The sequence below is a fragment of the Psychrobacillus sp. NPDC096389 genome (assembly GCF_044762855.1).
In the GTDB taxonomy this organism is placed as follows: domain Bacteria; phylum Bacillota; class Bacilli; order Bacillales_A; family Planococcaceae; genus Psychrobacillus.
The window spans coordinates 1-25,167 of record NZ_JBIWFB010000004.1 but is presented as its reverse complement, the minus strand read 5'-3'; the positions used below and the strand labels follow the sequence as shown (position 1 = coordinate 25,167).

21 protein-coding genes, 6 tRNA genes and 1 rRNA gene are annotated in these 25,167 nt (G+C 37.1%); 4 read left to right on the top strand and 24 right to left on the bottom strand.

Annotated elements, in window-relative coordinates; genetic code table 11:
* Positions 1-114: 114 nt before the first annotated feature.
* The 4 genes from ACIQ38_RS11645 to ACIQ38_RS11630 form a co-directional block, all read right to left on the bottom strand.
* Positions 115-390 carry an ArsR/SmtB family transcription factor gene (locus tag ACIQ38_RS11645; RefSeq protein WP_402822643.1) on the bottom strand — a complete coding sequence of 92 codons (276 nt, stop codon included), beginning with the start codon at positions 388-390 and terminating at the stop codon, positions 115-117.
* A gap of 277 nt (positions 391-667) precedes the next feature.
* Complete coding sequence (locus tag ACIQ38_RS11640; protein ID WP_402822640.1) at positions 668-2,392, bottom strand: GMC family oxidoreductase; 1,725 nt, start codon at positions 2,390-2,392, stop codon at positions 668-670.
* Between the two features lie 23 nt (positions 2,393-2,415).
* Positions 2,416-3,186 carry a gluconate 2-dehydrogenase subunit 3 family protein gene (locus ACIQ38_RS11635; RefSeq protein WP_402822637.1) on the bottom strand — a complete coding sequence of 257 codons (771 nt, stop codon included), beginning with the start codon at positions 3,184-3,186 and terminating at the stop codon, positions 2,416-2,418.
* Positions 3,187-3,261: 75 nt separating this feature from the next.
* Positions 3,262-3,519: a hypothetical protein gene (locus ACIQ38_RS11630; RefSeq protein WP_402822634.1), complete on the bottom strand. Its 258-nt coding sequence runs from the start codon at positions 3,517-3,519 to the stop codon at positions 3,262-3,264.
* A gap of 443 nt (positions 3,520-3,962) precedes the next feature.
* On the opposite strand from ACIQ38_RS11630, the gene ACIQ38_RS11625 reads away from it, so the two are divergent.
* Positions 3,963-4,121, top strand: a complete 159-nt coding sequence (locus ACIQ38_RS11625) for a DUF5412 family protein (RefSeq protein WP_402822631.1) — start codon at positions 3,963-3,965, stop codon at positions 4,119-4,121.
* Between the two features lie 111 nt (positions 4,122-4,232).
* On the opposite strand, the gene ACIQ38_RS11620 is transcribed toward ACIQ38_RS11625, so the two are convergent.
* Positions 4,233-4,871, bottom strand: a complete 639-nt coding sequence (locus ACIQ38_RS11620; protein ID WP_402822628.1) for a GntR family transcriptional regulator — start codon at positions 4,869-4,871, stop codon at positions 4,233-4,235.
* Positions 4,872-5,052: 181 nt separating this feature from the next.
* Positions 5,053-5,769: a dihydropteridine reductase gene (locus ACIQ38_RS11615; RefSeq protein ID WP_402822625.1), complete on the bottom strand. Its 717-nt coding sequence runs from the start codon at positions 5,767-5,769 to the stop codon at positions 5,053-5,055.
* Between the two features lie 721 nt (positions 5,770-6,490).
* On the opposite strand from ACIQ38_RS11615, the gene ACIQ38_RS11610 reads away from it, so the two are divergent.
* The 3 genes from ACIQ38_RS11610 to ACIQ38_RS11600 are packed head-to-tail and all read left to right on the top strand — an operon-like array spanning position 6,491 to position 10,182.
* A complete protein-coding gene (locus ACIQ38_RS11610) occupies positions 6,491-7,966 on the top strand; it encodes a spore germination protein (protein WP_402822622.1) in 1,476 nt (491 codons plus the stop codon).
* Positions 7,967-7,970: 4 nt separating this feature from the next.
* Positions 7,971-9,113 carry a GerAB/ArcD/ProY family transporter gene (locus ACIQ38_RS11605; protein ID WP_402822619.1) on the top strand — a complete coding sequence of 381 codons (1,143 nt, stop codon included), beginning with the start codon at positions 7,971-7,973 and terminating at the stop codon, positions 9,111-9,113.
* Entirely contained in the window at positions 9,088-10,182 is a 1,095-nt protein-coding gene (locus ACIQ38_RS11600) for a Ger(x)C family spore germination protein (RefSeq protein ID WP_402822616.1), read from the top strand. The genes ACIQ38_RS11605 and ACIQ38_RS11600 overlap by 26 nt, the downstream gene beginning before the upstream one ends.
* A gap of 378 nt (positions 10,183-10,560) precedes the next feature.
* On the opposite strand, the gene ACIQ38_RS11595 is transcribed toward ACIQ38_RS11600, so the two are convergent.
* From ACIQ38_RS11595 to rrf, 18 genes are all read right to left on the bottom strand, one after another.
* Entirely contained in the window at positions 10,561-10,824 is a 264-nt protein-coding gene (locus ACIQ38_RS11595; RefSeq protein WP_402822613.1) for a hypothetical protein, read from the bottom strand.
* 516 nt (positions 10,825-11,340) lie between these two features.
* Positions 11,341-13,143 carry a glutamine--fructose-6-phosphate transaminase (isomerizing) gene (gene glmS / locus ACIQ38_RS11590; protein ID WP_402822610.1) on the bottom strand — a complete coding sequence of 601 codons (1,803 nt, stop codon included), beginning with the start codon at positions 13,141-13,143 and terminating at the stop codon, positions 11,341-11,343.
* A 403-nt stretch (positions 13,144-13,546) separates the two neighbouring features.
* Complete coding sequence (locus tag ACIQ38_RS11585; protein ID WP_402822608.1) at positions 13,547-15,148, bottom strand: gamma-glutamyltransferase family protein; 1,602 nt, start codon at positions 15,146-15,148, stop codon at positions 13,547-13,549.
* 127 nt (positions 15,149-15,275) lie between these two features.
* Entirely contained in the window at positions 15,276-15,791 is a 516-nt protein-coding gene (locus ACIQ38_RS11580; protein ID WP_402822605.1) for a type 1 glutamine amidotransferase domain-containing protein, read from the bottom strand.
* Positions 15,792-16,069: 278 nt separating this feature from the next.
* Positions 16,070-17,422, bottom strand: a complete 1,353-nt coding sequence (gene glmM, locus ACIQ38_RS11575) for a phosphoglucosamine mutase (RefSeq protein ID WP_402822602.1) — start codon at positions 17,420-17,422, stop codon at positions 16,070-16,072.
* Positions 17,423-17,460: 38 nt separating this feature from the next.
* Positions 17,461-18,726, bottom strand: coding sequence for a CdaR family protein (locus ACIQ38_RS11570; RefSeq protein WP_402822599.1), 1,266 nt, complete (start codon positions 18,724-18,726; stop codon positions 17,461-17,463).
* Positions 18,719-19,558 carry a diadenylate cyclase CdaA gene (cdaA, locus tag ACIQ38_RS11565; protein ID WP_402822596.1) on the bottom strand — a complete coding sequence of 280 codons (840 nt, stop codon included), beginning with the start codon at positions 19,556-19,558 and terminating at the stop codon, positions 18,719-18,721. The genes ACIQ38_RS11570 and cdaA overlap by 8 nt, the downstream gene beginning before the upstream one ends.
* Positions 19,559-19,673: 115 nt before the next feature.
* Complete coding sequence (locus ACIQ38_RS11560; protein WP_402822593.1) at positions 19,674-20,303, bottom strand: zf-HC2 domain-containing protein; 630 nt, start codon at positions 20,301-20,303, stop codon at positions 19,674-19,676.
* Positions 20,304-20,315: 12 nt separating this feature from the next.
* Positions 20,316-20,891 carry an RNA polymerase sigma factor SigW gene (gene sigW, locus ACIQ38_RS11555; RefSeq protein ID WP_402822590.1) on the bottom strand — a complete coding sequence of 192 codons (576 nt, stop codon included), beginning with the start codon at positions 20,889-20,891 and terminating at the stop codon, positions 20,316-20,318.
* 166 nt (positions 20,892-21,057) lie between these two features.
* The gene (rocF, locus tag ACIQ38_RS11550; RefSeq protein ID WP_402822587.1) at positions 21,058-21,963 is read right to left on the bottom strand and encodes an arginase; all 906 of its coding nucleotides are present in this window, start codon (positions 21,961-21,963) and stop codon (positions 21,058-21,060) included.
* Positions 21,964-22,028: 65 nt separating this feature from the next.
* On the bottom strand, positions 22,029-22,619 hold the full coding sequence (locus ACIQ38_RS11545) for a GNAT family N-acetyltransferase (protein WP_402822584.1): 591 nt from the start codon (positions 22,617-22,619) through the stop codon (positions 22,029-22,031).
* A 674-nt stretch (positions 22,620-23,293) separates the two neighbouring features.
* Positions 23,294-23,366 (bottom strand) — tRNA-Ala (locus ACIQ38_RS11540).
* Between the two features lie 28 nt (positions 23,367-23,394).
* Positions 23,395-23,469: transfer RNA gene (locus ACIQ38_RS11535), tRNA-Gln, on the bottom strand.
* A 6-nt stretch (positions 23,470-23,475) separates the two neighbouring features.
* Positions 23,476-23,559: transfer RNA gene (locus ACIQ38_RS11530), tRNA-Tyr, on the bottom strand.
* 20 nt (positions 23,560-23,579) lie between these two features.
* Positions 23,580-23,655, bottom strand: a tRNA-Val gene (locus ACIQ38_RS11525).
* Between the two features lie 123 nt (positions 23,656-23,778).
* Positions 23,779-23,851 (bottom strand) — tRNA-Thr (locus tag ACIQ38_RS11520).
* A 13-nt stretch (positions 23,852-23,864) separates the two neighbouring features.
* Positions 23,865-23,939, bottom strand: a tRNA-Asn gene (locus ACIQ38_RS11515).
* Positions 23,940-25,074: 1,135 nt separating this feature from the next.
* Positions 25,075-25,167 (bottom strand): 5S ribosomal RNA (rrf, locus tag ACIQ38_RS11510); the annotation flags it as partial.

The window sequence follows — 25,167 nt, the reverse complement described above, 5'->3', positions numbered from 1 at the left end:
CGAAATCCTGTTCCTATCATGCCATTTTTACTGGTCCATTCAAAACACACTAAGTGACTTTATCTACTTTTTATAACCTTACTTACGCCTGCAGGATATTTTATTTTAATAAAATTAATCTACCCATCCTTTCAGCAAGTTTTTAAGTGGTTCGTTGTCGAATATGAGCACTCGATATTTTCCCTTTCGTTTTGATTGTACAAGCCCTGCATCTTCCAATACAGAAAGATGTTTGGCTATCCCTTGTCGCGATATGGTAAGGTTGTGCTTCATAATGAGACGTGCCGTTAATTCATATAACGTTATTTCGTTACGTTCAGATAGCTCGTCTAACATCAGTCGCCGAGTTGAGTCACTGAGTGCTTTGAATATAGCGTCTTTGTCCCACATGCATCTATTATATGCAACTTTTTAGTTGCTCGTCAAAGGATTGATATTTAAGATTGTAGTACTTTAATTAAACAATGTTGCTAGAGGTTAAAGAACTAAAAAACTGCACTCCAATTGTTAGATTATGTCTAATAATTAGAGTGCAGTTCCTGTATACCCGTTTTTTAACGGAAGGTGCTTTTAAGTGACTTATTTCTGTAGGACAGTGCCATCCCAGTGCTAATGACGGGGTTAGAAATATAACTATTTAGTTTTCTTTTATAGAAACCTAGTTGTATTATGCTTTAACTAGTATTCCACCTTCATTTAAATATTTTTGAATTCCTTCAGATGCACGGTACGAAAGTGCACCAAGTGTGCCAGTTGGATTGAAACAACTATTATGTGGGAATGCAGATGCACCAACTACAAATACGTTTTCAGCTTCCCACATTTGTAGGTATGTGTTTACAGCAGATGTTGCTGGGTCAGCACCCATAATAACACCGCCTGTGTTATGTGTGTTGGAATCTTTGTTTACGTTGAATGGCGCTTGTTCTTCATTTGTATCAATAATATCTGCGCCAATTTCTTCTGCAATTTTGCGCGTAATAGTTGACATGTATTTCCCCATCGCACGGTCATTATCTGTATATTCATATGTCATACGTAATAATGGATATCCAAATTCGTCTTTAAATTCTGGGTCAAGATCCAAGTAATTTTCTTTATGCGGTAAAGAAGCACCTTGTGTTTTAACTGGGAAATTTGAGTTTGCATATTTAATAGATTTTTCTTTAAACTCTGCACCCCAGCTTGGTGTTCCAGCAGGCACACGATTTGTTGCAATTGGACGGTCACCATATTGTGTCGAACGAATGCCCGCACCGTGTATGAAGTCTACTTCAGAATGATCAAAGTTATCCCCCATGTATTCAGCAATCTCCATACCTAATGCACCAGCACCACCATATAAGTTAAACTCTCTGTCCTCGAAGAATAGCTGAGAACCTCCAGCAGTTATTTGATAACAATAGTTTTTTCCGACTGTCCCTTTACCTGTTGTCGGGTCATAAGGTGTACCAATACCAGAGTTTAGAAGTAAACGAGCATTGTTGAAAACATAACTTGCAACTACAACTACATCTGCAGGCTGCTCAAATTTCTCTCCCGTCAACATATCAACATAAATAACTCCGGTTGCTTTGCCACCATTTTTAGTTAGTTCTAAAACGTTAGAATGTGTGCGAAGCTCTAGCTTACCTGTTTGTTTCGCAACCGGAATTACTGTTACAGCAGGATCACCTTTCGCTCCATATTCACATCCAAAGTTTTCACAATATGCACAGTATTGACATGCAGCACGAGAGATGCCATCTGGATTTGTATACGCTTCAGAAAGGTTGGCTGCAGGCATAACGAAAGGTTTGTAGCCTAAGCTTGCTGTTGCTTTTTCAAACTCTTTCATTAATGGCGTTTTCACTAATGGAGGCGTTGGATATGGATTCGTACGTTTCCCCCATAGTTCTACTGTTTCTCCTGAAATACCAGCCATTTTTTCGAATGTATCGTAATATGGTTCCATTTCATCATAAGTTAGACCCCAGTCGTTAAGACCTTCCATCCACGCAGGAATTTTGTCGATTCCGTATCGTTCAATTGTTTTCGTACGAATTTCGAAATCATAAGGCAAGAAACGATAAGTTTGTCCATTCCAGTGACTACCCGCACCGCCAACTCCATCCCCTACTATGAATGTACCGTATTGGCGCATCGGCAAAGCTTTACCTGATACTGTATTGCGGTAAGTAATTGTTTCTTTCGAAAGATCTTGCATTAGCTCTGTTCGGTGTTGGTAACGAAGTTCATCATGTCCCATCGTATAATCAGCTGTTGTCCGGTCTTTACCTCGTTCTAATCCAACGACGTTTATTCCTGCTTTCGTTAGTTCAGCTGAGACAATTCCACCAGCCCATCCCATTCCTACTACTACGACAGGTACTTTAGGTAATTTTGTAACCATTTATATGTCAGTCCCTTCTATTATTAATGTCCCATATGAGAATTTAAACTTTGTGGTTCAAGTTCGATAAATTTCTCATCTTGTATTTCAGCCACATATTGCATACGAGAACCTGGATATTTACGCATACTCCAGCCAAGCATTTTATCATTACCTCCATACATTGGGTCTGCATACACACCCTCTAAAGTTAATGTACGTAGCAAACTGAAAAATTGCGAAGAAGAAACTTTTCCGTATAATTCAACTTTCCCTTCACTAAAAGCATGTAGAACTTCATCTTGTTGAGTAGCCTCTAACTCTTTAAAGTCAGCTTCAAATTGTTCGTTACTATACTTGTTTAAACTATCTAAACCAGCTAGGAATAGATCTTTACGAAGAATTTTCGTTTGTGGACCCTGGTTTTCTTCTGCTTTATAAAAAGCGCCTAAACGGTAATCTTTTACGTTAGAACCCCATGGGCCAGCCAATTGGTGGTCAATATAAATAGCAGCGTTCAATTCTTTAGCTCCAGGACCATTTGAATCTGCTGGGAAAATACGTTCCACTGCTGCTTGAGTAACTTGATATTGGTTTGGTGTAAAGAACATGAGAGCTACATTTGGATTAGCGGTAGGTGTTGCTGCGTGATTGTGAGTTTCAGTAGTTGTTGTTGATTTATCATCTTTTATGAAAAGACTTCCTAAAGCTCCACCTAAAACAACTCCACCTACTGTCAAACCAGAATTTTTGATAAAGGTACGTCTAGACGAGCGGTTGTCTAATACGGAATTTTTCTTTTCTTGTTCTGACATAATAAAACCTCCTATAAAATTAATAATTTACTATTTAGCTAATTAAATAAAAAACGGGAAAAAATTACTCTTCCTTTAATGCACAATAGAGCTCCAATTATAAACAATCGTATGAAGAGCTGAAAAAACAAGTAATGAAGCTATAAAAATGGTGTATTTTCTTCCTGACCAACAAAGAACAATGATGGCTAAACCAATACCAGAACCTAAAAGGGCAAACCAAGGGAATGGACTATTATAAAAAAAGAGTAAAAGTGCAAAATCAGCTACGATAAAAAGGGCAAGTAGCACCTGATTGAGCATCCTCAATTCTTCTAAGTTATACTGCGTCATCCTTATTCTCCTTTCCTATTCAATGATTAGAACTATTTTAAAAGAATATTTCTGCATACAAAATCATAATTTCTGTATGCAAAACAACATCCTTCATTTTACTACATTCTTTTGTTATTTGTACACATTAAAGATTAAGTAAATGAGGATATATAATCATTCACTATTTCATTACTATCAACTTAGTTGTAATAAGATTTGTCTTTTAAACTTGTGAAAAAAGAAATAGATATGCCATTAAATGCCGCATTCCATAGTATGGATTTGAGGTTTTTGTATGAAAACTACTTTCTTGAACAAAGCATTTAAAGAAATTGGAAGAGATTGTTCAGGTTAATAAAAGGGGATTATTGCTTTAGAATATAAAGAAGTGAACAGAAAACTGTTAAAGCAATTTAGTTATTGCTTTAGTCGGAAATGGAGTATATTGGACATTCTTAGTTATGAAGAGGTTACCGAAAGAAGAATATTTCACAGAAGAGACATCGCCTGATGGAAAATACATCGTAAAAGCATATGCGATGGAGGTGCTGCAATGTCTTTTGCTGTTCGCGGTGAGTTATGGGAATTATGGAGAAAGTAATGTAACGGGCATACATTAGGTGCACCTAATGATAAATTTTTTAAAGGTTATTTGGAAGGTGAACAGCAATTCCAGATGAGATCTGGCATTATTATGGTGATAGTTATTTAAGTTTAAACCACTTAAAACTCTAATACTGTCCATTCCTTCCAATAACCTCTAAAGTAAAATTCATGTCTTTATATAAGTGTTTGGTCATGAGTTCGCCAGCAAGTTCTTCGTCCCTATTCTTAATAGCTTTGTAAATTTCCTCATGCTCATCTATTAAATTTGGACGATTATATATATCCAGCCTCAGGCTAAACAAATAGAAAATTGTCTGAGCTTTTTCTAATCTTTCAATCATTATTGGATTTTGGCATTCATCTATAATTAATTCATGAAAGTGCTGGTTTGCATTGTATATTTTTTTGGACTGTCCTTCCTTAAGCAAATTACGAGATTCTTTTATGGTATTTTCAAGTTCTACTATCTTTTCAGATGTCATATTTTTTGCAGCTCTTTTTGCCGCAAAACTTTCTAGAACTATGCGCATCTCATATATGTATATCAAATCTTGTGCTGTGGGACTATAGATAAGCTTATTTTTAATTAAACCTTCTTGCTCTAGTCTTTTAATCGCTTCTCGAATGGGCGTACGACTAACACCGACCTCATCTGCAAGACGTTCTTCTACGAGCTTCATGCCACCTTGATAAGTTCCATCCAACATACGTTCTTGAATGTATTCATAAGCCAATTGTTGGGCATTCATTTTGTTTGAAACCATGTCTAAACCCCTTGAAATTATTTTAATTAATACACACCTATTATACTTCATAAATTATTGTATTTGAAGAATACTACATCCTCGATTAAAAATACCTCGAGAAACTATATTTTACGTTAAACAAAAAGACCCTGTTTTGAAATACGATTGATCAAAACGGGGTCATTCTATTTTGTTTCATTTAAATGGACAATTCAAATGATAAAAACTCAGATAGTTTGTGTTCATGTTTATCGAGCATAATCTGCTCTGGCTTGATGCCCTGCTCACGCAGTACTTCAATGTTCTGCACGAGGAATTCATCGCTACCGACAACATAGAAAAGTCCCTCCTTGTCTGCAGCAAGTTTTTTCACTTCTTCATAATAGTCTTTGCGGTTATCGACGAACTGTGATGTGAACTTTTTATCAGATGCGGATTCAAAAATATTAGTGAATAAGAAATCTTTTGATGAATCGATGTTCAAGGAATGAATTTGATTGACGTTGTCAGCACGTTCCAAATAATCTAGTACAAGCGGTCTGAAAGTCGCCAGGCCAACACCTGATGACAAAAGGTAAACATTTTTGTCTTCTCTTTTCAGCGGTACATTCGAATGTGTTTTAAATATCGCAACTTCATCGCCGACGCTAAGACCTTTTAAAATCGTTTTGAACTCAGAACACTGCTCCCTGATGCGCGTTGTGATACCGATTGAATTTTCATGCGGTAAAGTGGAAATAGACATATGGCGAATCAGGCTGCGGTTTGGTTTTTCTCCAGCATTAAAACCTTTCAGTGCGAAGTGGGTGTGGGATCCTTCTTCCCATGTAAAGCCTTCCGGACGGTCGAGCAAGTACGTTTTAACCTCAGGTGTTTCTTCAATAATCTTATTTATTTTAGTCCAATATATTTGCATTATATATTCTCCCTACTCAGTTATATGTATTGTTAATATCTAGTATACAATAAATGATAACTATTCTCAATTAATTAGTTTATTAGTTTAGTGAAATCCTTCGCAATATATAGTTACTTTAACATAAGCATTCAATAAAAAATCATCTTTCAAAAAACTAGAGAGGTGAAAGAAGCTTTTAACTTCATATATGTAGCTTTCTACTGTGCTTAAGGCATCAGCCCTCTCCATTTACTAACATAATGGAGCTCAATCCCTTCAACCATTTGGCTCTCGGCCCGCCACCTAACTGTCTACGCTTAAAGGCTAATGTTACCATTAGCCCTCCCAGACTCGCTACGAGTGAATGGCTAGTTCTTTCTCGACGGGAATCCCACCCGCTATATGATACGACCTAGGCTCGGACGCACAAGCACCTGTTAGCTTAATATAAACACCCCTGCAACTTAGGAACCAACTTTTTATAATCATCAATAAAACCTATTATTGGAAGCACAGCAAAATAGGAAGATACTTCTGTTGTGGCTAATAGACATTCCCATTTTGTCCTTCCATTTGTTTTATGGATCGCCTTTGATTTCTTGGGTTGTTAAGGGTGTGCCCCTGCATCTTATTAGTTTAGTTTCGTATATTTTAAACTTAAAAAGCTAACAATGGAATTAGTACGTAATTTTACCGTTCTTCCAAAAATGCTTTTTTTATATAGAGGTGAGGGATGTACATGTTTTGGAAAATACAATCAAATGAAAATAGGCCTGTTTCTCAATCAAACGCAGAATCAGAATTATCAATAGAGACTCTAAAAAAAGCCCTCGTTCAAATGGATGATGCGGAATTTGTGGAGATCAATATTTCTGAAAATCAAAATGTTGATCTTATCTACATAAGAACCCTGATTGACCAAGAAAGATTAAATGAAAGCATTGTAAAACCTTTATCTAACTGTTCCAAACAATCCATTCAGGAATGTAATGTTCAGTCAACAATAAACTCCATTTCCACTATTAATGAGGCAAAAAAGCAGCTGTTTAAAGGATCAGTCTTGTTATTTGACTCTTCGTCAAACCTTTGGTTCGCTATCCCTTTAAACAATCCACTTGGACGTGCAATTGAACCATCCGATACTGAAACCATCCTTTTAGGAGCAAAAGACAGCTTCAGTGAACAGCTAGAACAAAATATTACGCTCATTCGTAGACGTCTTCCAACACATGATCTGAAAACAGAGAAGTTCACCGTTGGTTCTTTAAGTGAGACAAATGTGGTCTTATTGTACATAGAAGGGCTGACCAATCCAGAATTTGTTTCAACCGCCAAAAAGAAAATTTCAGAAATTAATTATGATCTCTTCTTTGAATCTTCTCAAGTAGCTGCATTCATAGAGGAAAATCATGCCAGTATTTTTCCTCAGTTTCAGCAAACTGACCGACCTGATGTTGTTGCTTATTCTCTGGGATTAGGAAAAATTACGATTCTGGTAGACAATACACCTTTTGCTCTCGTTGCCCCAATTACTATTTTTCATTTGTTCCAATCACCAGAGGATTATATTAATCGATGGGTAGTTGCCAGTTTTTTGCGCATCATCCGATATGTAAGTTTTATTCTATCTATCACATTGATCCCATTCTACGTGGCATTAACAACTCATCACTATCAAATGATTCCTTTACAAACACTTTTCGTCTTGGTGGAGTCAAGAAGCAAGCTTCCGTTCACTCCTTTTTGGGAAGCGTTTATCATGTTGATTTTTATTGAAATTATAAAAGAAGCAAGTTTAAGGATGCCAACAAAGACTGGTCAAACGCTTGGGGTTATTGGGGGCATTGTAATTGGTCAAGCAGCAGTTGAGGCTGGTTTGGCAAGTAAAGTGTTAATTGTCATGGTAGGGATTTCAACTATCGGATCCTTTCTTGTTCCTAATTACCTTGTGACAAAGGCGAATTCATTGATTCAATTCATTCTTCTTGTATTTTCTTCGTTTCTTGGGATAGTAGGGATTGTTCTGGCAATGATTATCATTTTAGCCCACCTTAATGGCTTGTCTTCACTCAAGCAGCCATATTTATCCCCTGTTGCCCCTTTCTACGGAAAAGATTGGCTTGACCTATTCGTTCGAGGTCCTTTAGTCAAAATGAAGGAGCGTCCAGAACATCTTAAACCACTGAAGAAGAAGAGATATCAAACTAGGAGATGAACTGATGAAAGCCCTTCAATTATTTAATAAGAATGAAACTTATAACGGGTTGTATGTCATGTTGATGGTAAATCGCCTCCAAATGCTTTACTTCTATTTGATTATGCCAAGGTCTTTAATCCATTCATATATGATTTGGGTGATTATAGCGGTCGGCATATTGTCTCAACTAAACATTCTTCTTTTATCTAAATGGTTTTTAACCCGGTTTTCTAGCGACGGTTACAACGGATTTGTCCAATTATTCGGAAAAAAACTTGTGCGCCTCCTCTCATTCATCGGGTTGTTCTTTATCATGCTTAAACTTTTCGTGATTATGTTAGGATTCTCGGAAATGGTACAAATATTTATGTTTCCAGCTACAGATTCAAATTGGCTTATCTTTTTTATACTGTTGTCTTGTTTGTATGTAGCATGGAAGGGTGTCGAAAAAACTATTCGTTTTGTCGTAATTTCATTTTTGTGTACATTTTGGATGTTCTTATTCTTTGCTTTTTTCTTCTTTCCTCCAATAGCTCAACTCAGTGATTTGTATCCGATTATTCCAATGGAATTAAGTAGGGATTCCTGGAAAGGAATATTATTAATTTTATCTTCATTTTCAGGGCCTGAATTTCTGGTATTTTTGGGACCGTGGTTTAAAACAAATAAAAAGACATTTCGTTATTTGTCTTATGGGAATGCTCTAACCGTTATAGAATATGTATTCATTTATATGGCGTCCTTATTCTATTTCGGTTCCAATTATTTAAGCAAAAGTCCATTTCCAATTGTCACTATGGGCCGTTATTTTCAAAATCCAGTAATTGAGCGTATTGATATGGTCATGCTTTCTTTGGAGTTATTTAACATCGTCTTTGCGGGTTCAATTTTTCTTCTGTTGTTTTATGGAGCATCTAAAATAGCTAATGGGAAAGTGGATAAACCACCCAGTCGAGTAGGCTTTTTATTCAGTGTATTCATTATTTTAATTGGAATGATTCTTGTGAATGAATGGATTTGGAAGTCAGATGAAAAGCAGGTTATTTTACTTAATCTTCAAATTTTAGCAGGAAGCTTAAGTTATTTAGTGGTTCCAATTATTATGATCGTAGCGATGAAGATAAAGGGGGTTAATAAACATGAGATTACGAAAGAAAATGGCTAAAAAATTTTCAATTATATTTATTGCATTATGGTTAACTGGATGTGCCCCTTTTACTGAAAATAACATTATTGAAGAGCTTGCTCCAGTCACATTTTTATCACTTAGTAAAGGGGATGAAGGTAAAATAAAAATCAGTACGATATTGCCACCTCTAAGCAAAGAAAAAAAGAGTGTAATGACGCAAGAAGTAAGCTTTTTAAAGGAGGGATTAATGGATTTTAATTTAAACTTCTACCAGGAAATGAAATCTGGGCAAATGCGAATGCTGATAATTAATGAAGACCTCGGAAAAGAGGGGATTATGTCCGTTATTAATGTGTTATTGAATGATCCGGATATTTCTTTGAGAATCTATTTAGTTATCGTAAAAGGAAATTTTGAAAAATACTTGGAAAATCAATTGGACAAACAAGAAAATCTTGATTACTCTTTTTACCGAATGCTGAAGCATTATGAGGAAAAAAATCAGGGCGAAATTAGTGTTGTTAATCTACATGAATTTAAAAATTTGTTATATACTCCTTATTCAGATCCTTTCTTACCTGTAATCAAAATAGAAAATGACGCTATAAGCTATGAAGGTACAGCCCTGTTTCAAAATGATAAACTAGTTGAAATAATAACAACTTTTGATGATCGCATCTTCCAGCTGTTAAACAACGGTCACTACTTATCAGTTTTACCGATCCCAGAATTAGAAGTTGTTCTAGGTCATGTTAGGTCTAAAACGAAAGTGGATATCAATAAAAGCTTGTCTACAATGACCTATACAGTGAATATAGACTCAAGAATTGAAGAATACCGGGGAGAAAAGCAAATATTTGACCCAAAGAATTTAGAAGATTTAAAAAAAGAAATCCAATCCAATCTTGAAAAACAAACACAAGAACTAGTAAAAAAGATGCAAGAATTGAATGTGGATCCATTACAGCTAGGCATTCATACATTAAAACCATTTTCAAAACCAATGGATGAAAAAATATGGATTGAACTATTCAAGAAGATGGACATTAAGATTGATTATCAGCTTAATCTTGAGCCTTTGACGAATTCAAACGCAAAAAGTTAATTATAATAAAAGAAAAAAACGCACTCACTTGAATGGTAAAGTCTTTTAAAAAAACTACTGATTGCTTATTAGAGAATAAAAAAGCGATTTAAATCCCACCGTAAAACCAAATAGAAAATACTATAAATGAAAAATCATTCTCGGTAAAGATTTGAGAAGGACCTTCAACAATAAGATTCCCTTTTACTGCACGTATTTTAAATTCGGCAGAGTTAAAAGAAATGACGATCAAATAAGTCACGTCAAATACCTATGTATACATCATAGCTGCTAATTGTCCTGTCGAGCAAGCGAAGCGCAGTTGGAAAGAAGAACAATACTTGCATAACGAATAATAATCGTTTTATATTTTTTTCTTCTTGCAAAATTGTTAGATCCTCAGTACCCAACCTCATATTGTTTAAATCCAGATTTACCACAGTTAGGACAATATAAGTGTGCAGCTATATCTTCACGGTACTTTTCAAGACAGTTAAGATTTTCGAGAATTTCTTCAATAGTAGTTTCGTTTCCCATTATCCAAATGTAATCACCGCCGTCATAAGGCTGACAGATAATACAATTTTTTAATTCTTTCTGTACTTTATCTTTGTATTTTTCTGCTGACTTATTAAGTATCGATAATAAGTCCTCGTATTCCATGTATGTATCATTTCCTTTCAGTTATTTTATAGAAGGTAAATATACCATCATCTTTAAAGAAGTTCCCTTACAATTCAAATATGAAATCAATGGAAAATTTAAAAGTCAATTTAGTGACATTGGGGAAAAAGAAACATTGCTGGATATGAAAATAATCATTTTCATAGCAAATAAAAAAGCTGGTTAGGATAATACCTAACCAGCTTAACATCACGATAAAGTTGTGTCAGAACAACAACTCTTATATTTAACATCAGCTTATGATGTAAAAACGTAACCCGTATCCCAATAACCTTTATAGTTTTTTCTTGTCTATTTTTATCAGGAACAATCTTTTTTCTATACAACAACACCAACTATTATAACTGGACAATAATTTTATACATTACTCTTAGTTAGTATGTTCTTTTTTTGTAAAGTACATTATTGTAACTTCACAACATCAGTTACCCACTTTAATGTAAAGTTACCAACTATAATATAACTGGACATATACAGTTGAAGTTGAAACCTATCCTACTCCACCGTAACCGACTTAGCTAAATTTCTCGGTTTATCCACATCACAATCTCTATGCAACGCAGCATAATAACTAATCAACTGTAAAGGCACTACCGATACTAAAGGTGAGAATAGCTCATGTACTTTTGGAAGTACATAGCGGTCTCCGTCTTCTTCCAAGCCTTCCATTGCAATAATGCATGGGTTTGCACCGCGTGCTACAACTTCTTTTACGTTACCACGAATGTTTAGGCTCACTACTTGTTGGGTTGCTAGAGCGAAAATTGGTGTTCCGTCTTCGATTAGAGCAATTGTGCCGTGTTTTAATTCCCCTCCTGCAAATCCTTCTGCTTGAATATAGGAAATTTCTTTAAGTTTTAAAGCACCTTCCAAACTTACATAGAAGTCTATGTTTCGTCCAATGAAGAATGCATTTCTTGTTGATTCTAAATACTCTTTAGCGATTATTTCCATCTCTTCTTTTGAATCGACGATTGCTTGCACGGCATTTGCAGTAATACCTAACTCTTTTACAACATCAAAATCTAATATCTTTTCTTGAGATTGTGCATATACAGCAGCTGTCACCATTAGCACTGCTACTTGTGCAACATATGCTTTTGTAGATGCAACGGCGATTTCTGGACCTGCATGCAGTAAAAGTGTATGGTCTGCTTCACGAGACAGAGTCGAACCAGGAACATTTGTCATTGTAATGGTTGGGTATCCTTGTTCTTTAATTTTCACTAGCACTTGTCTGCTGTCTGCTGTTTCACCTGATTGTGTGATGAATAAAAACAATGGCTTCGCTGAAAGAAGTGGCATATTGTAGCCAAACTCGCTAGAAATATGCACTTCTACTGGAATTCCTGCGATTTTCTCAAAGTATTGTTTTCCGATAAGACCAGCATGATAGCTTGTTCCTGCAGCAATAATGTACAGACGATCTGCATCATGAAGTGCTTCTAAAATAGCTGGATCAATCGTTAGCTCGTCTTGTTCATTCTGATACGCTTGAATAATTTTACGGATAACAGTTGGCTGTTCATCCATTTCTTTCAGCATGTAGTGAGGATATGTTCCTTTTTCGATATCGCTCATATCTAGTTCCGCTTTATATGCAGGACGCTCCACAATCGAACCATCTAGTTTTTGAATTTCAACTGAATCCTTATGCACAATAACAATTTCTTGGTCATGAAGCTCTACATACTGCTCCGTCACTTGTAGCATCGCCATCGCGTCAGATGCAACTACATTAAATCCTTCTCCAAGCCCTACAAGAAGTGGTGATTTGTTTTTTGCTACATAAATTGTTTCTGCATCTTCTCTATCCAGAAGTGCAAGTGCATATGATCCGTGGATTAGATGCAATGTTTTTCTAAGTGCATCTATTGTAGATAATCCGTCTTGTGAAAATTTTTCGATTAGCTGTACAATGACTTCTGTGTCTGTGTCGGAAGCCATTTCTACATTAGATAAATACGCCTTTTCCATTAGGTGATAGTTTTCAATAACACCATTGTGCACAAGCGTAAAACGTTTCGTTGTACTTTGATGCGGGTGCGCATTTAATTGGTTTGGTACACCATGCGTTGCCCAGCGAGTATGCCCAATGCCAAGTCTTGCATCTACGTCTTCATCGACTACGTCACGTAAATCCGCAATTCGACCTTTTTCTTTGAAAACGACTACGCCTTCGTCATTGAGTACAGCTATTCCTGCTGAATCGTATCCACGGTACTCCAATTTTTCTAATCCTTTTAACAAAATTTCCTTTACATCTGCTTCTCCAATATATCCTACAATTCCACACATATTCATATTCCTCCGTTTACATTCATGTCAAAATAAACGTCCTGTTTTTTCACAGTCGCTCATTAAACTAAGAATGCCTTCTTTTCCCCTCTGTCATACAATCACTCGTATGGTTTCTGAAAAAGAATAACAACCGGGCAAATACGGTCGGGAGGCATCCGCCGAATTTTCGATAACCTCCACCTCGTCTGCTGAAGATACATTTCGTCCGATTTCTTCAGCTCTGGCGCTATAATTGTTTTCCTCATTTTTACGCGTTTACCTTTCCTCCTTTTTTACGCGGCTACTTTTCAATTGACATTAAAAGTAACTTTTTCATTATATACGTTCATTATATGCACGTCAATTCAGTAGGTTAGAGGTTAATAGACTCATAACAAAAGAGCCCCTAATAGAGGCTCTACTACCAAACTGCTATTGCACCATCTGTACGTGACTCCGTACCCCCTTGGAGAACTCCTGTCTCTAGATTTCTCCAAATAATTTGCCCGCGTCCAAAATGCCCTGCGTCTGTTACTTGAATTTTATGTCCCTTCCTTTCTAAACTTTGTACTAAATAATTCGGGAATTCATGTTCAACGTGAACAGTTTTCCCATTTATCCATTGCCAACGTGGAATGTCCAGTGTCGCCTGAGGGCTTAATAAGTAATCTACTGTGTTCGTCACAACTTGGAAGTGTCCTTGCGGCTGCATATACCCACCCATTACTCCAAATGGTCCAACGGCTTTGCCGTCTTTCGTTAAAAAGCCTGGAATAATCGTATGAAATGTTCTTTTACCAGGTTGCAAAACATTTGGATGAGCTTCATCTAATGAAAAATCATGCCCTCTATTTTGTAAAGCAATTCCTGTATTAGGTATGACAATTCCAGAGCCAAACCCCATATAGTTACTTTGAATGTAAGAAACCATATTTCCTTCTTCATCCGCTGTTGCTAAATATACAGTTCCTCCTCTTGGCAAATCATATGGCTCAGGATTGCTTGCTTCTTCATCAATAGCCGTAGCTCTAGATTTAGCATATTCCTCTGATAATAAGTGTTCTACGCTAATAGGCATGACATCTTGTTCTGTAATGAACGCTTTACCATCTGTAAATGCTAATTTCATCGATTCGATTTGTTGATGGAATGTATTTGCATTTTGCCATATCGGGACTTGAAGATTTTTGTATATATTTAGTGCCATTAAAGCTATCATTCCTTGACCATTCGGTGGTATTTCCCAGACGTCATAGCCTCGATAATTAACAGAGATTGGCTCTACCCATTCTGCCTTGTATGTAGATAAATCACTTTTGGATAAATAACCTCCGTGTTTTTTCATAAAAGCATCGATTTGATCTGCTATTTTTCCATCATAAAAATCGCGAGCGTTCGTTTCCCCAATTGCCAAAAGCGTTTTGGCATGAGCCGGGGAAGACCACATCTCCCCTATTTCAGGTACTTTTCCATTTGGTGCAAAGGTTTCAAACCACGTAGTAAATTCTTCCGTTGTACAAGACTCTTTAAATTTTGCATAGGCTAGCTTCCAATACTTCCCGAGGATTGGTGTTAATGGGTAGCCTTCTTCCGCATAGCGAATGGCAGGTAGCAGCACCTCTTTAAGTGAGAGTTTACCAAACCGTTCTGATAGGGCTGCCCATGCTGCGGGAACCCCAGGAACTGTGACGGGTATGACCCCATATACAGGTATTTTTTCATATCCCTGTTCTTTTAGTTTTTGTGCAGAAATGGATTGTGGTGCAGGACCTGAAGCATTCAACCCGTGCAACTTATCCTTCGTCCAGACTAAAGCAAATGCATCTCCGCCTATACCATTTGAAGTGGGTTCTACTACTGTAAGAGCTGCGGCTGTTGCAATGGCAGCATCAATTGCGTTTCCCCCTTGTTTTAAGATGTCTAATCCAGCTTGTGCTGCTAGTGGCTGAGATGTTGCAACCATCCCCTTCTTTGCAAACACGGTATGTCTTTTAGCAGAAAACGGGTGGTATAAGTAATCCATGACGATTTCCCCTCTACGTAATTATTTCATTCTCTTTATAGAATAACAGAAAATTGTAATAATTAACTGACAACTTTATAAATACAAAAAGAACACCTTCGATTGAAGGTGCTCCACTCATTTTCTGTTATTTTTCTAATAACTTGACGATTTCTCTATTAAAGGCTGGCAAATCATCTGGTGTTCTACTAGTGACGAGTTGATTGGCACAAACGAATACTTCTTCGTCATGGTATGTTGCCCCGGCATTTTCTAAATCGACTTTAATCGATTTATAGCCAGTGGCATCTCTTCCTTCTAATGTTTTAGCAGTAATTAGAAGTTGGGGACCGTGACATATTGCAAATACTGGTTTCTTTGCATCCATAAACGCTTTTGCAAAAGCGACAAATCGATCATCCGCTCGTAAAATATCTGGTGAAAATCCTCCAGGAATGAATAATGCGTCAAAGTCTTCCGGTTTGACATCATCAATACCATAATCTACTGTAATTTTCGTTTCACCTTGTTTACCGGTTACTTCATTTCCTGCTTTTTTTTCAATCGTAAATACCTCATGTCCTGCATCATTTAACGCTTGCGCTGGACTTGTGTATTCTACATCCTCAAACATATTCGTGATTACTGTTGCTACTTTAGCCATTTCCTCACTCCTTATTTGCTTGTTCTCTCTTACTATTCCACTAAATTAAAGTAGTAAACATTTATAAGGTAGATTGAATTTTTTTATTCCATATTTGAGATGTGGTGAAAATAGCTAAGCGCAACTAATATCATGTAGGTTTTCTGTATTTAAAAAAATCCAGCGCATGGCTGGATTTTTATATTTATCCCGCATTAACGGGCTGTAAGACTCCCACTTCAAGATTTAAGAAAATCGAAAAGATAAGTGGGAAATCCACTGATCGAAGTTTCACTTTATTATTCAGCTAAGCCCATTTCTGCTTTTACTACTTCCACGATTCGATTTACATAGTTTTCGCAATCTGCTTCTGTAGCTGCTTCTACCATAACACGCACAAGTGGTTCTGTGCCTGAAGGTCGGACTAGAACGCGACCATTGCCGGCCATCTCTGTTTCTACTGTTTCAATAATTGCTGCTACTTTCGCATTTTCTGTCACTGCATGCTTGTCTGTGACGCGTACATTGACCAGTTTTTGAGGAAAAATTGTCATTTCGGATGCAAGTTCTGAAAGTTTTTTCCCTGTTACTTTCATAATATTGACTAGTTGTAGACCCGTTAATAGTCCATCACCTGTCGTATTATAATCTAAGAAAACAATATGTCCCGATTGCTCTCCACCAAGGTTATAGCCATTCTTTTTCATTTCTTCTACGACGTAGCGGTCTCCAACTGCTGTTTTCACACTTGTCATACCATGTGTTTCTAATGCTTTATAAAAGCCCATATTACTCATCACAGTGGAAACGACTGTGCTTTTGTTTAGTCGACCATGTGCGTTTAAATATTTGGCACATATATACATGATTTGATCGCCATCTACAATTTGTCCTTTTTCATCCACAGCGATTAGGCGGTCCCCATCACCATCAAAAGCGAGCCCAACATCTGCTCCTTTATCTAGAACAAATTTCGCTAACTCCTCCGGATGGGTAGAACCTACACCTTCATTGATATTCAACCCATTCGGGGACGCTCCCATTGTAGACAAATCTGCATCTAAATCCGCAAATACATGTGTACCAAGGGATGAAGTTGCACCATTGGCACAATCTAACGCGACGTGAATACCTACAAATTCTTCATCTATTGTTTGTTTCAAGTATTGAATATATTTTTGTCCGCCTTCGAAATAATCAGATACGGATCCAACTCCCGCTCCAGTAGGACGTGGAATTTCATCCAATTCTGCATCGAGTAATTGTTCGATTTCCTCTTCCTGTTCATCTGAAAGCTTGAATCCATCTGGTCCAAAAAACTTAATGCCGTTATCCGCGACAGGATTATGAGAAGCAGAAATCATCACTCCTGCATTCGCACTCATTACTCTCGTTAAATAAGCAACACCTGGTGTACTAATGACTCCTAAACGCATTACTTCCACTCCAACAGAAAGAAGTCCAGCAACGAGTGCTCCCTCTAACATATGACCAGATATACGAGTATCGCGACCGATTAACACTTTCGCTCTTTCCTTTGCTTCTTTCGTTAGAATATATCCTCCAACGCGTCCTAATTTAAAAGCAAGTTCTGGTGTTAATTCTGAATTCGCTACTCCTCGAACACCATCTGTACCAAAATATTTTCCCATTTCTTCTTCTCTCCTTAAAAAACCTGTTGTCCTACGTATTAAGCTTCTTTTATCGTTAGTTTTGCCTCAGATGCTGACGTTGCCCACTCTATATTAGCTGGACCATCAACTTGAATAGGAAGGGTTACTTCCCCAATCTCTACACTCTCGGCATCTACGTATACGGAAACATTGTTTAGTTGAACATTTTCCAAAGCCTCGGGTGTTCCTTTTGCTACGACAGAAACGATTCCATCTGCGGGTGTTTCAAAATTACTAACGAGCATCTCTGGTAATCCCTTCACTGCAACTGTAACTTTTTCAAATGATTTCTCTTCCACTGTTGAAACAGTTTCTGCTTGATCTTCTTCTGTATCAGGTGGTGGAGCTGGTGTGACATCTGCTGTTATTTTAATCTTATCGAGCGATAGTCTGGTCACACCATCTGGTATTGCTAACTTCAAGTCAAAGCTACTCGTATCTTCTAGTTTACTCACGTCTACATCAACTTGTAACTGCCCTATTTTATCTAATACTGTTCGTGGGCCATATAGTCTAATATTTTTGTCATCAGTTGTAAGTCCATTCACTGTTACCCCTTCTTTAGGTACACCTTTTGGAACTAAAACTATCGGGACTTCCTTGCTATATTCTTCTACTTTTACTTTTACTTGTGTCGTTTTTGGTTCGACAGTTACATCTAATTTATTTAGATCCGAGTCGAGTACTCGTATGCTTGCCTCTTGTTCAAAGGATTTATTTATTCCTTGGTCTCTAACAATAGTGGCTTTTACATAGCCTATGCTATCTATTATACTTTTTGCTCCTGTAACGATAACTTTTTTGGGTTCCATATCATAGGACTTGACGATATAATTTTCTGCTAACAAGCTTTCATTCATATCTAACTCCACATTAAATTCTTGGGAAACCCGTTCTTCAATGACAACATCTACATTAACAGGGTCAATCCTCACTTTTAATTTATCTGAAAAGTTTTCAGTTGAAAATGGTACTGTATGTTTGCCAAACGTTACCTCTCGAAGATCAATAAATACTTTGTAATCCTTCATCACTTTCGTAGAAAATACTTGTTGTGATGGCCCTTCTATATTCACCGTAACAGTTTCTGGAACCCCTGTTACAACAGAATTCTCATCGTCATAATATACCTCTACTGGTACATCCCGAAGAACTTCTACGGACGTAGTCGTTGTGTTCATATTATTTTTATCCATATCCGATTTCACAGAAACGAATAACAAAATGGCGAGTACCAATGCAATTATTCGTAAAAACCATGGATTGCCCATCATTTTATCCATTCTGTTTCCCCCTCCACAACCATTTAGAAGAAGTTACTTGTTCCTCTGTTGGTCCAAACCAAAGGCGCTTCAAGTGATTTTCAAATTCTTCCATGGATAAATTTCGATGGAGATCTCCATTAGATGTTAAACTGACCGCACCGGTTTCTTCTGATACAACAATCGTAATTGCATCCGTTACTTCACTCAAACCAATTGCTGCACGGTGCCGCGTTCCAAGCTCTTTGGAAATGAAAGGACTTTCAGATAACGGCAAATAACAAGCCGCCGAAACAATTTTATTTTTTTGTACAATTACTGCTCCATCATGTAAAGGTGTATTTGGTATAAAGATATTAATCATTAACTCAGAAGTAAGATGCGCATTTAACTGGATTCCGGTTTCAATGTATTCTGTTAAACCCGTCTCTCTTTCAATGGAAATCAATGCCCCAATCCGACGTTTCGCCATATAGCTTACGGACTTTTTCATAGCCTCTATTAAACGATGTTTCTCTTCCTCTTCTTGCATCGATGAACTTCTTGCGAAGAGCTTACCTCTACCTATTTGTTCGAGCGCTCTTCTTATTTCAGGTTGGAATATAACGATAATGGCAAAAAAACCAATACTAATTACATTTTCAAGCAACCAGCCAAGCGTATCCATTCCTATAAAGTCAGTCACTACTCGAGCAATTATAATAACGAATATTCCTTTTAATAGTTGAACTGCTTTCGTACCTTTTATTAAAGTTATTAATTTATATATTACAAACCATACAACTAAAACATCTAAAATATTTACAATAACGTTTACTGGCATTAAACTCGTAAACTGCTCCATAAACGACATGTGGCATCCCCCACTTTTCATCACAAATCCATTTAAGGTAAGTATAACATAGTTGCCCAATTCTCTACATTTTGGGGCGAAAAAAGTCTATCCGACTTACTGGATAGACTTTCTACTATTTTGTCTCTTCTTTTTCAAAGAAAGACACGACTTCTTTTGCACCGTCTTTTATATTAAACCAAAGCCAATCAAATACTTCGTTAATCTCTTCCGTTTTACCAGTAATAACGGCTGTTGAAGCCATATATTTCGTACCATTAATGACGGTTAAATTACCGTCCAGCTCCCCATCAATTCGAACATCACCATTTCGGACAACTAAATCGCCTTTTACGACTTGTCCTTCGGGGATAATAACCGTTTCACCTTCCACTACAACATTTTCTTGCTTAGTAAAAGAGAATTGCTTCTCTTCATTGAAATTACTGAATATCGCACTACTCATAAATAAAAAGAATAAAGCTGCTGCAGTCAGAATTGGATGACGCCGCAACCATCTACTTACACCAGCATGTGATTTTTCTTTTGGCAGTCTCGCCATAACCGCTTGACTAAAATTAGACGGTGCCTCCACATGAGCTGCTCCTTTTACAAAAGCAACCACATCACTTAACTCATGCATATGAGCCTGACAATCCACGCATGACTGCAAATGAGATTTTAACTCAAGCTCATGTTCACGGCTAATTTCACCATCTAGATATTCATGCATATAGTGAACAATTCGCTCTGGACACGCATTCATCGTGATTCCCTCCTATAAAAAATTGGGCTGCCTGCTTAACTGTTTTCTAAGTAGCTCTCGGCCTCTATGAATTCTTGTTTTTACTGTTCCAAGTGGTAATTCTAATATCTCACTGATCTCTTGTAAAGATAATTCTTCCATATACTTCAAGACAATAGCCGATCGGTATTTATCCGGTAGACGGCTTATCTCATATTGTATTCGATCTTGCAGCTCAAGCTTCATGAGTTCCTCTTCCGGCAGTTCATCTGCTGCTGCAATTTGAGAATACATATCGAGTCCTTCTGTGCCTTTTACTTCTGCATCTAAATAATAATCCGGCTTTTTTTTCCTTATACGATCAATACACAGATTGGTTGCAATACGGTAAAGCCAAGTTGAAAATTTTCTCTTTTGATCAAATGTGTGAATGTTGATAAAGGCTCGCACAAATGCTTCTTGTGCAATATCTTCCGCTTCATGGCGATTTCCCAGCATTCGAAAACATACTTGAAATAGCCTATGCTGATACAGGTCGACAATCTCCGCGAATGCGTCTTTATCGCCTTTTAACACTTGTTTTATTCGTTTATTCACTAACGCATCCATCGTGATTTTCCCCTCCGCCTCGTGCGGCTGTCTTACCTATACGTATGAAGGTAGCAACAGGTTTCATTTTTTTATCTATATATTTATTTTACCAAATATTCCATGCTTTATGTTGATAATAAAAAAAGAAAAGCAGACTATTTGCCTGCTTCTTAATCAATTTGTATTATATTAGACTTTCACCAAACAGTGAACCCATTAATCCAACCGCAACATCTGCTGTTTTATTCTTTTCATCCAGAATTGGATTTACTTCTACGAATTCAGCTGAAGTGATTAAATTGGACGAATAGAGCATTTCCATCGCTAAATGGCTTTCACGATAACTAATACCACCAGGTACAGGTGTACCAACCCCAGGTGTATAAAGTGGGTCTAAACCATCTAAATCGAGTGATAAATGGACACCATCTACATTACGTTCCTGAAAATAGGCAATTGTTTGATTCATTACTTCTGTCATTCCATGCTTATCAATTTCATGCATGGAAAATACTTTAATGCCCTTTTCTTTTATTAATTCACGTTCGCCTGGATCTACAGAGCGAGCACCAATAATGACTACGTTTTCTGGTTTAATCTTTGGAGCGTAAGCGCGTATATTCACTAAGTCTTCATGACCTAAGCCAAGACTCGCAGCTAGGGGCATTCCATGAATATTCCCAGAAGGCGAAGTTTCAGCTGTATTCAAATCGGCATGTGCATCGTACCAGATAACCCCTAAGTTTTCATAACGATCCGCAAGACCCGCAAGTGTTCCGATTGCAATACTATGATCTCCACCCAGTACTAGAGGATACCTTCCTTCAGAAAGTACTTCATGGACTTTGTTTGCTAGTTTTGTATTTCCTTCTATTACAGCTTCCAAATTGCGTAAATGAGTATTTGGCGATTGTTCTTTACGAGTATGACTAATCGCAATATCTCCCTCATCTTTAACGGTGTGACCAAGAGCCTTCAGGCGTTCCTCGACGCCAGCATATCGAATAGCACTAGGTCCCATATCAACCCCACGTCTATTTTGCCCAAGATCCATAGGTACTCCAATTATTGAGATATTTAACTTATTCATGATTTTATACCCCCTTCATACGTCTATTGTAAATCCTAAAGGGGAAATGGCTCAACTCGGCATTTTTATGAATATTTATTCATTAACTGAACAAGGTGGCTTTTTACTTCCGACCACTCACTCTCAATGATCGAGTAAACTACCGCATTTCTCACCGTTCCATTCGAGCGAATTCTTTCATTACGAAGAACTCCCTCTTTTATTCCTCCTATGCGTTCAATCGCCCGCTGCGAGGTAACATTCAACTCATCCGTCTTAAACTGGACACGTATCATTCCTAAATGTTCAAAGCAGTGTTTTAAGAGCAAGTATTTACATGTGGTATTCACATGTGTCCGCTGAAACTTTTTACCATAAAAAGTAGAACCGATTTCACAGGCATGATTGGTGTGATCCATCCCATAAATACGCGTCGTGCCCATTATTTCCTGTGTATCAGCATTTTCCACTACAAATGATAGTGCCGTTTTTTCTATATCCATTTGATAAATACCAACTTGTAGCCAATTATTAAGCTGTTCTTTGTTTTCAATTTTATTCAACATAAATTCAAATATTTTGGGATTATAGAGCTCCCATAAAAACGGAATGTCACTCTCTTTTAACGGTCGTAATGTCACATCTCCATATACGATTGTTTCAGCCAAACTCAACACCTCACTTTTTATTTCATCATAATTGATAGGAGGGTGCATTGAAAAGTTTTTTATCTCAGAAACTTTGAAATTAATTAATAGAAAAACTGACTTGTTCAAAGAGCCAAAATTTTAATTTAAGAAGGAACAAAGGCGCCTATTTTTACCTAGAAACTGCAAGTGGATGTTATTAAGATTTATAGGGTGCTATAGAGATAATATGTCTTAGAGAGTTCTATTAGGCGAGCGACGAGTCGCTACGTCGCTATCGCTCCTACAGGGTCTCACACCATCGTGAAAAACCCCAAAATTATGTAGTTATCAATTAGTAAATTCCAAAGAATGGCTAAGGACAATCAAACAGCTAGTGAAAGCAACGAACTTCATACTGAAAGCAACTAAAATGAGCATGAGAGCCACTAAATTGCCAACGAAAGCAACTAATTCTTAAAACAGTAAGTTTACTTGAAGTGTGACGACTATGATTTCGACATATTATAAGAATAATATGTCTTAAAGCCCGCCTAACTCGCCAGCTAGCATCTGCTAGATAGGTTTTTCTTGTTCCACCATTTATTTTTATTTCCTAATTCTATTTTGTTAGTAACCCCCATTTTCCTTATAACTTTATTATTTGCCAAAACAAAAAAATCTTTCCAGTAAATACGGAAAGATTTTTTATAATATATAAGTTATGGAGCCTAGCGGGATCGAACCGCTGACCTCCTGCGTGCAAGGCAGGCGCTCTCCCAGCTGAGCTAAGGCCCCGTGAAAATTGAAATTAAAAAGTAGTTTGTGGCTGGGGTACCTGGATTCGAACCAGGGCATGACGGAATCAAAATCCGTTGCCTTACCGCTTGGCTATACCCCAATAAACTGGTGGAGGGGGACGGATTCGAACCGCCGAACCCTAAGGAGCGGATTTACAGTCCGCCGCGTTTAGCCACTTCGCTACCCCTCCAGGCTATGGATATAAATGAATGGTGGAGGATGACGGGCTCGAACCGCCGACCCTCTGCTTGTAAGGCAGATGCTCTCCCAGCTGAGCTAATCCTCCTGGGTTATAAATCACGATTACCAATGCAGTTCTGCAAGAATCGGACAAGAACTATAATAACATATTTGTTGCTGTTGGGCAAGTAGTTGTCTAGGTTTTTTTACATTCATTTTTCAAAATGTAAGCTTCCAAGCGGGTTCGAACCGCTGACCTCTTCCTTACCATGGAAGCACTCTACCTGCTGAGCTATGGAAGCACAGACAAAAAAATGGCTCCGAAGGTAGGACTCGAACCTACGACCGATCGGTTAACAGCCGATTGCTCTACCACTGAGCTACTTCGGAACAATGCATCTAATTAAAGTACAAATATAATTATAACAATTATATTTTATATTTCAAGTCTTTTTCTTCACATTTTTAAAAGATTCTAATCCAGATCATTCTTTAGTTATTTTTAATGTTTTGGATTGAGTTATGTAAATTTTTTAGACTATCATTAGAACGATTTTCTAACTAGAACATTACTAGAAAGGTTGCCAATATTACTATTAGAAAACTAATTATATACCTGAAGTAGATTACTACTAAGCTACTACTTCGTAAAATAGAATATTTATATAAAAAGAGAGGTTATTTGCACTCCTTACTGTTTACTTGTATATAGAGTGTTCTTCTAATCGATTTACTTGCACTTTATCACTTTTAGTTATAAGTAAGAAGCTGATTTTATCAAAGAACAAAAACACAAGTATCTATCTCTTCCCCCGCAGGAAGATGGAGCAAAAACGCATGAAGACTGCTCTCACCTAATACAAGTGATTTTGTTTGTGAAACGAGCAGTGTAGGAGCAAAATGTTGGCTTATAGAGGCGGAATTGGTCACGTGTAGAAAGTTATCCATGTTTCTTAGATTTCATAGTTCCTTAACGTAATAAAAAGCGCTAGAGAAGCCTGCGCGCGAAATTCAACTGAAACTGTCCAATTATCAATATCAACTAGCTAAAAAGATGATTTTATCCAGTTTTTCCATTGAATGAATTCGGTAAATAGCTTAGGGCAACCAATTGATCATTGAAAACAACCCGTTCTACTTGAAAAGCAATCAAATCAGCACGAGAGCAACTAAAATAATGGTAAAATAAACTAATTCTTAAAATAGAAATTTTACTTGAAGTGAAATAACGATGATTTCAACATATTATAAGAATAATATTGTTTTAAAGCCAGTGGAACCAGTCTAGCATCTTATTATGATTCTACTGGTTTGTCATGTTCAACCACTTTTTTGTTAATATTGAATCTTCACCACAAAAATAACAGGTGTCACTTAATAGAACCCTCTACGTCCTTATTATGACCAATATAAAAAATGCGATGCCTTATATTACGTGAAAAAGTTATCCACATGACTAAATTTTTATAGTTTCTTAATATAAAAAAGTCGCTACCGATTACTCGGTAACGACTTTTTTATTGGTGCCCAGCGACGTCCTACTCTCACAGGGGGAAACCCCCAACTACCATCGGCGCAAAAGAGCTTAACTTCCGTGTTCGGTATGGGAACGGGTGTG

What these genes read in the sequence shown, in the direction of transcription:
- ACIQ38_RS11645 (WP_402822643.1), bottom strand. Translation starts at nt 390, where the DNA reads ATGTGGGACAAAGACGCTATATTCAAAGCACTCAGTGACTCAACTCGG.
- ACIQ38_RS11640 (WP_402822640.1), bottom strand. Translation starts at nt 2,392, where the DNA reads ATGGTTACAAAATTACCTAAAGTACCTGTCGTAGTAGTAGGAATGGGA.
- ACIQ38_RS11635 (WP_402822637.1), bottom strand. Translation starts at nt 3,186, where the DNA reads ATGTCAGAACAAGAAAAGAAAAATTCCGTATTAGACAACCGCTCGTCT.
- ACIQ38_RS11630 (WP_402822634.1), bottom strand. Translation starts at nt 3,519, where the DNA reads ATGACGCAGTATAACTTAGAAGAATTGAGGATGCTCAATCAGGTGCTA.
- ACIQ38_RS11625 (WP_402822631.1), top strand. Translation starts at nt 3,963, where the DNA reads ATGAAGAGGTTACCGAAAGAAGAATATTTCACAGAAGAGACATCGCCT.
- ACIQ38_RS11620 (WP_402822628.1), bottom strand. Translation starts at nt 4,871, where the DNA reads ATGGTTTCAAACAAAATGAATGCCCAACAATTGGCTTATGAATACATT.
- ACIQ38_RS11615 (WP_402822625.1), bottom strand. Translation starts at nt 5,769, where the DNA reads ATGCAAATATATTGGACTAAAATAAATAAGATTATTGAAGAAACACCT.
- ACIQ38_RS11610 (WP_402822622.1), top strand. Translation starts at nt 6,491, where the DNA reads ATGTTTTGGAAAATACAATCAAATGAAAATAGGCCTGTTTCTCAATCA.
- ACIQ38_RS11605 (WP_402822619.1), top strand. Translation starts at nt 7,971, where the DNA reads ATGAAAGCCCTTCAATTATTTAATAAGAATGAAACTTATAACGGGTTG.
- ACIQ38_RS11600 (WP_402822616.1), top strand. Translation starts at nt 9,088, where the DNA reads ATGAGATTACGAAAGAAAATGGCTAAAAAATTTTCAATTATATTTATT.
- ACIQ38_RS11595 (WP_402822613.1), bottom strand. Translation starts at nt 10,824, where the DNA reads ATGGAATACGAGGACTTATTATCGATACTTAATAAGTCAGCAGAAAAA.
- glmS (WP_402822610.1), bottom strand. Translation starts at nt 13,143, where the DNA reads ATGTGTGGAATTGTAGGATATATTGGAGAAGCAGATGTAAAGGAAATT.
- ACIQ38_RS11585 (WP_402822608.1), bottom strand. Translation starts at nt 15,148, where the DNA reads ATGGATTACTTATACCACCCGTTTTCTGCTAAAAGACATACCGTGTTT.
- ACIQ38_RS11580 (WP_402822605.1), bottom strand. Translation starts at nt 15,791, where the DNA reads ATGGCTAAAGTAGCAACAGTAATCACGAATATGTTTGAGGATGTAGAA.
- glmM (WP_402822602.1), bottom strand. Translation starts at nt 17,422, where the DNA reads ATGGGAAAATATTTTGGTACAGATGGTGTTCGAGGAGTAGCGAATTCA.
- ACIQ38_RS11570 (WP_402822599.1), bottom strand. Translation starts at nt 18,726, where the DNA reads ATGGATAAAATGATGGGCAATCCATGGTTTTTACGAATAATTGCATTG.
- cdaA (WP_402822596.1), bottom strand. Translation starts at nt 19,558, where the DNA reads ATGTCGTTTATGGAGCAGTTTACGAGTTTAATGCCAGTAAACGTTATT.
- ACIQ38_RS11560 (WP_402822593.1), bottom strand. Translation starts at nt 20,303, where the DNA reads ATGAATGCGTGTCCAGAGCGAATTGTTCACTATATGCATGAATATCTA.
- sigW (WP_402822590.1), bottom strand. Translation starts at nt 20,891, where the DNA reads ATGGATGCGTTAGTGAATAAACGAATAAAACAAGTGTTAAAAGGCGAT.
- rocF (WP_402822587.1), bottom strand. Translation starts at nt 21,963, where the DNA reads ATGAATAAGTTAAATATCTCAATAATTGGAGTACCTATGGATCTTGGG.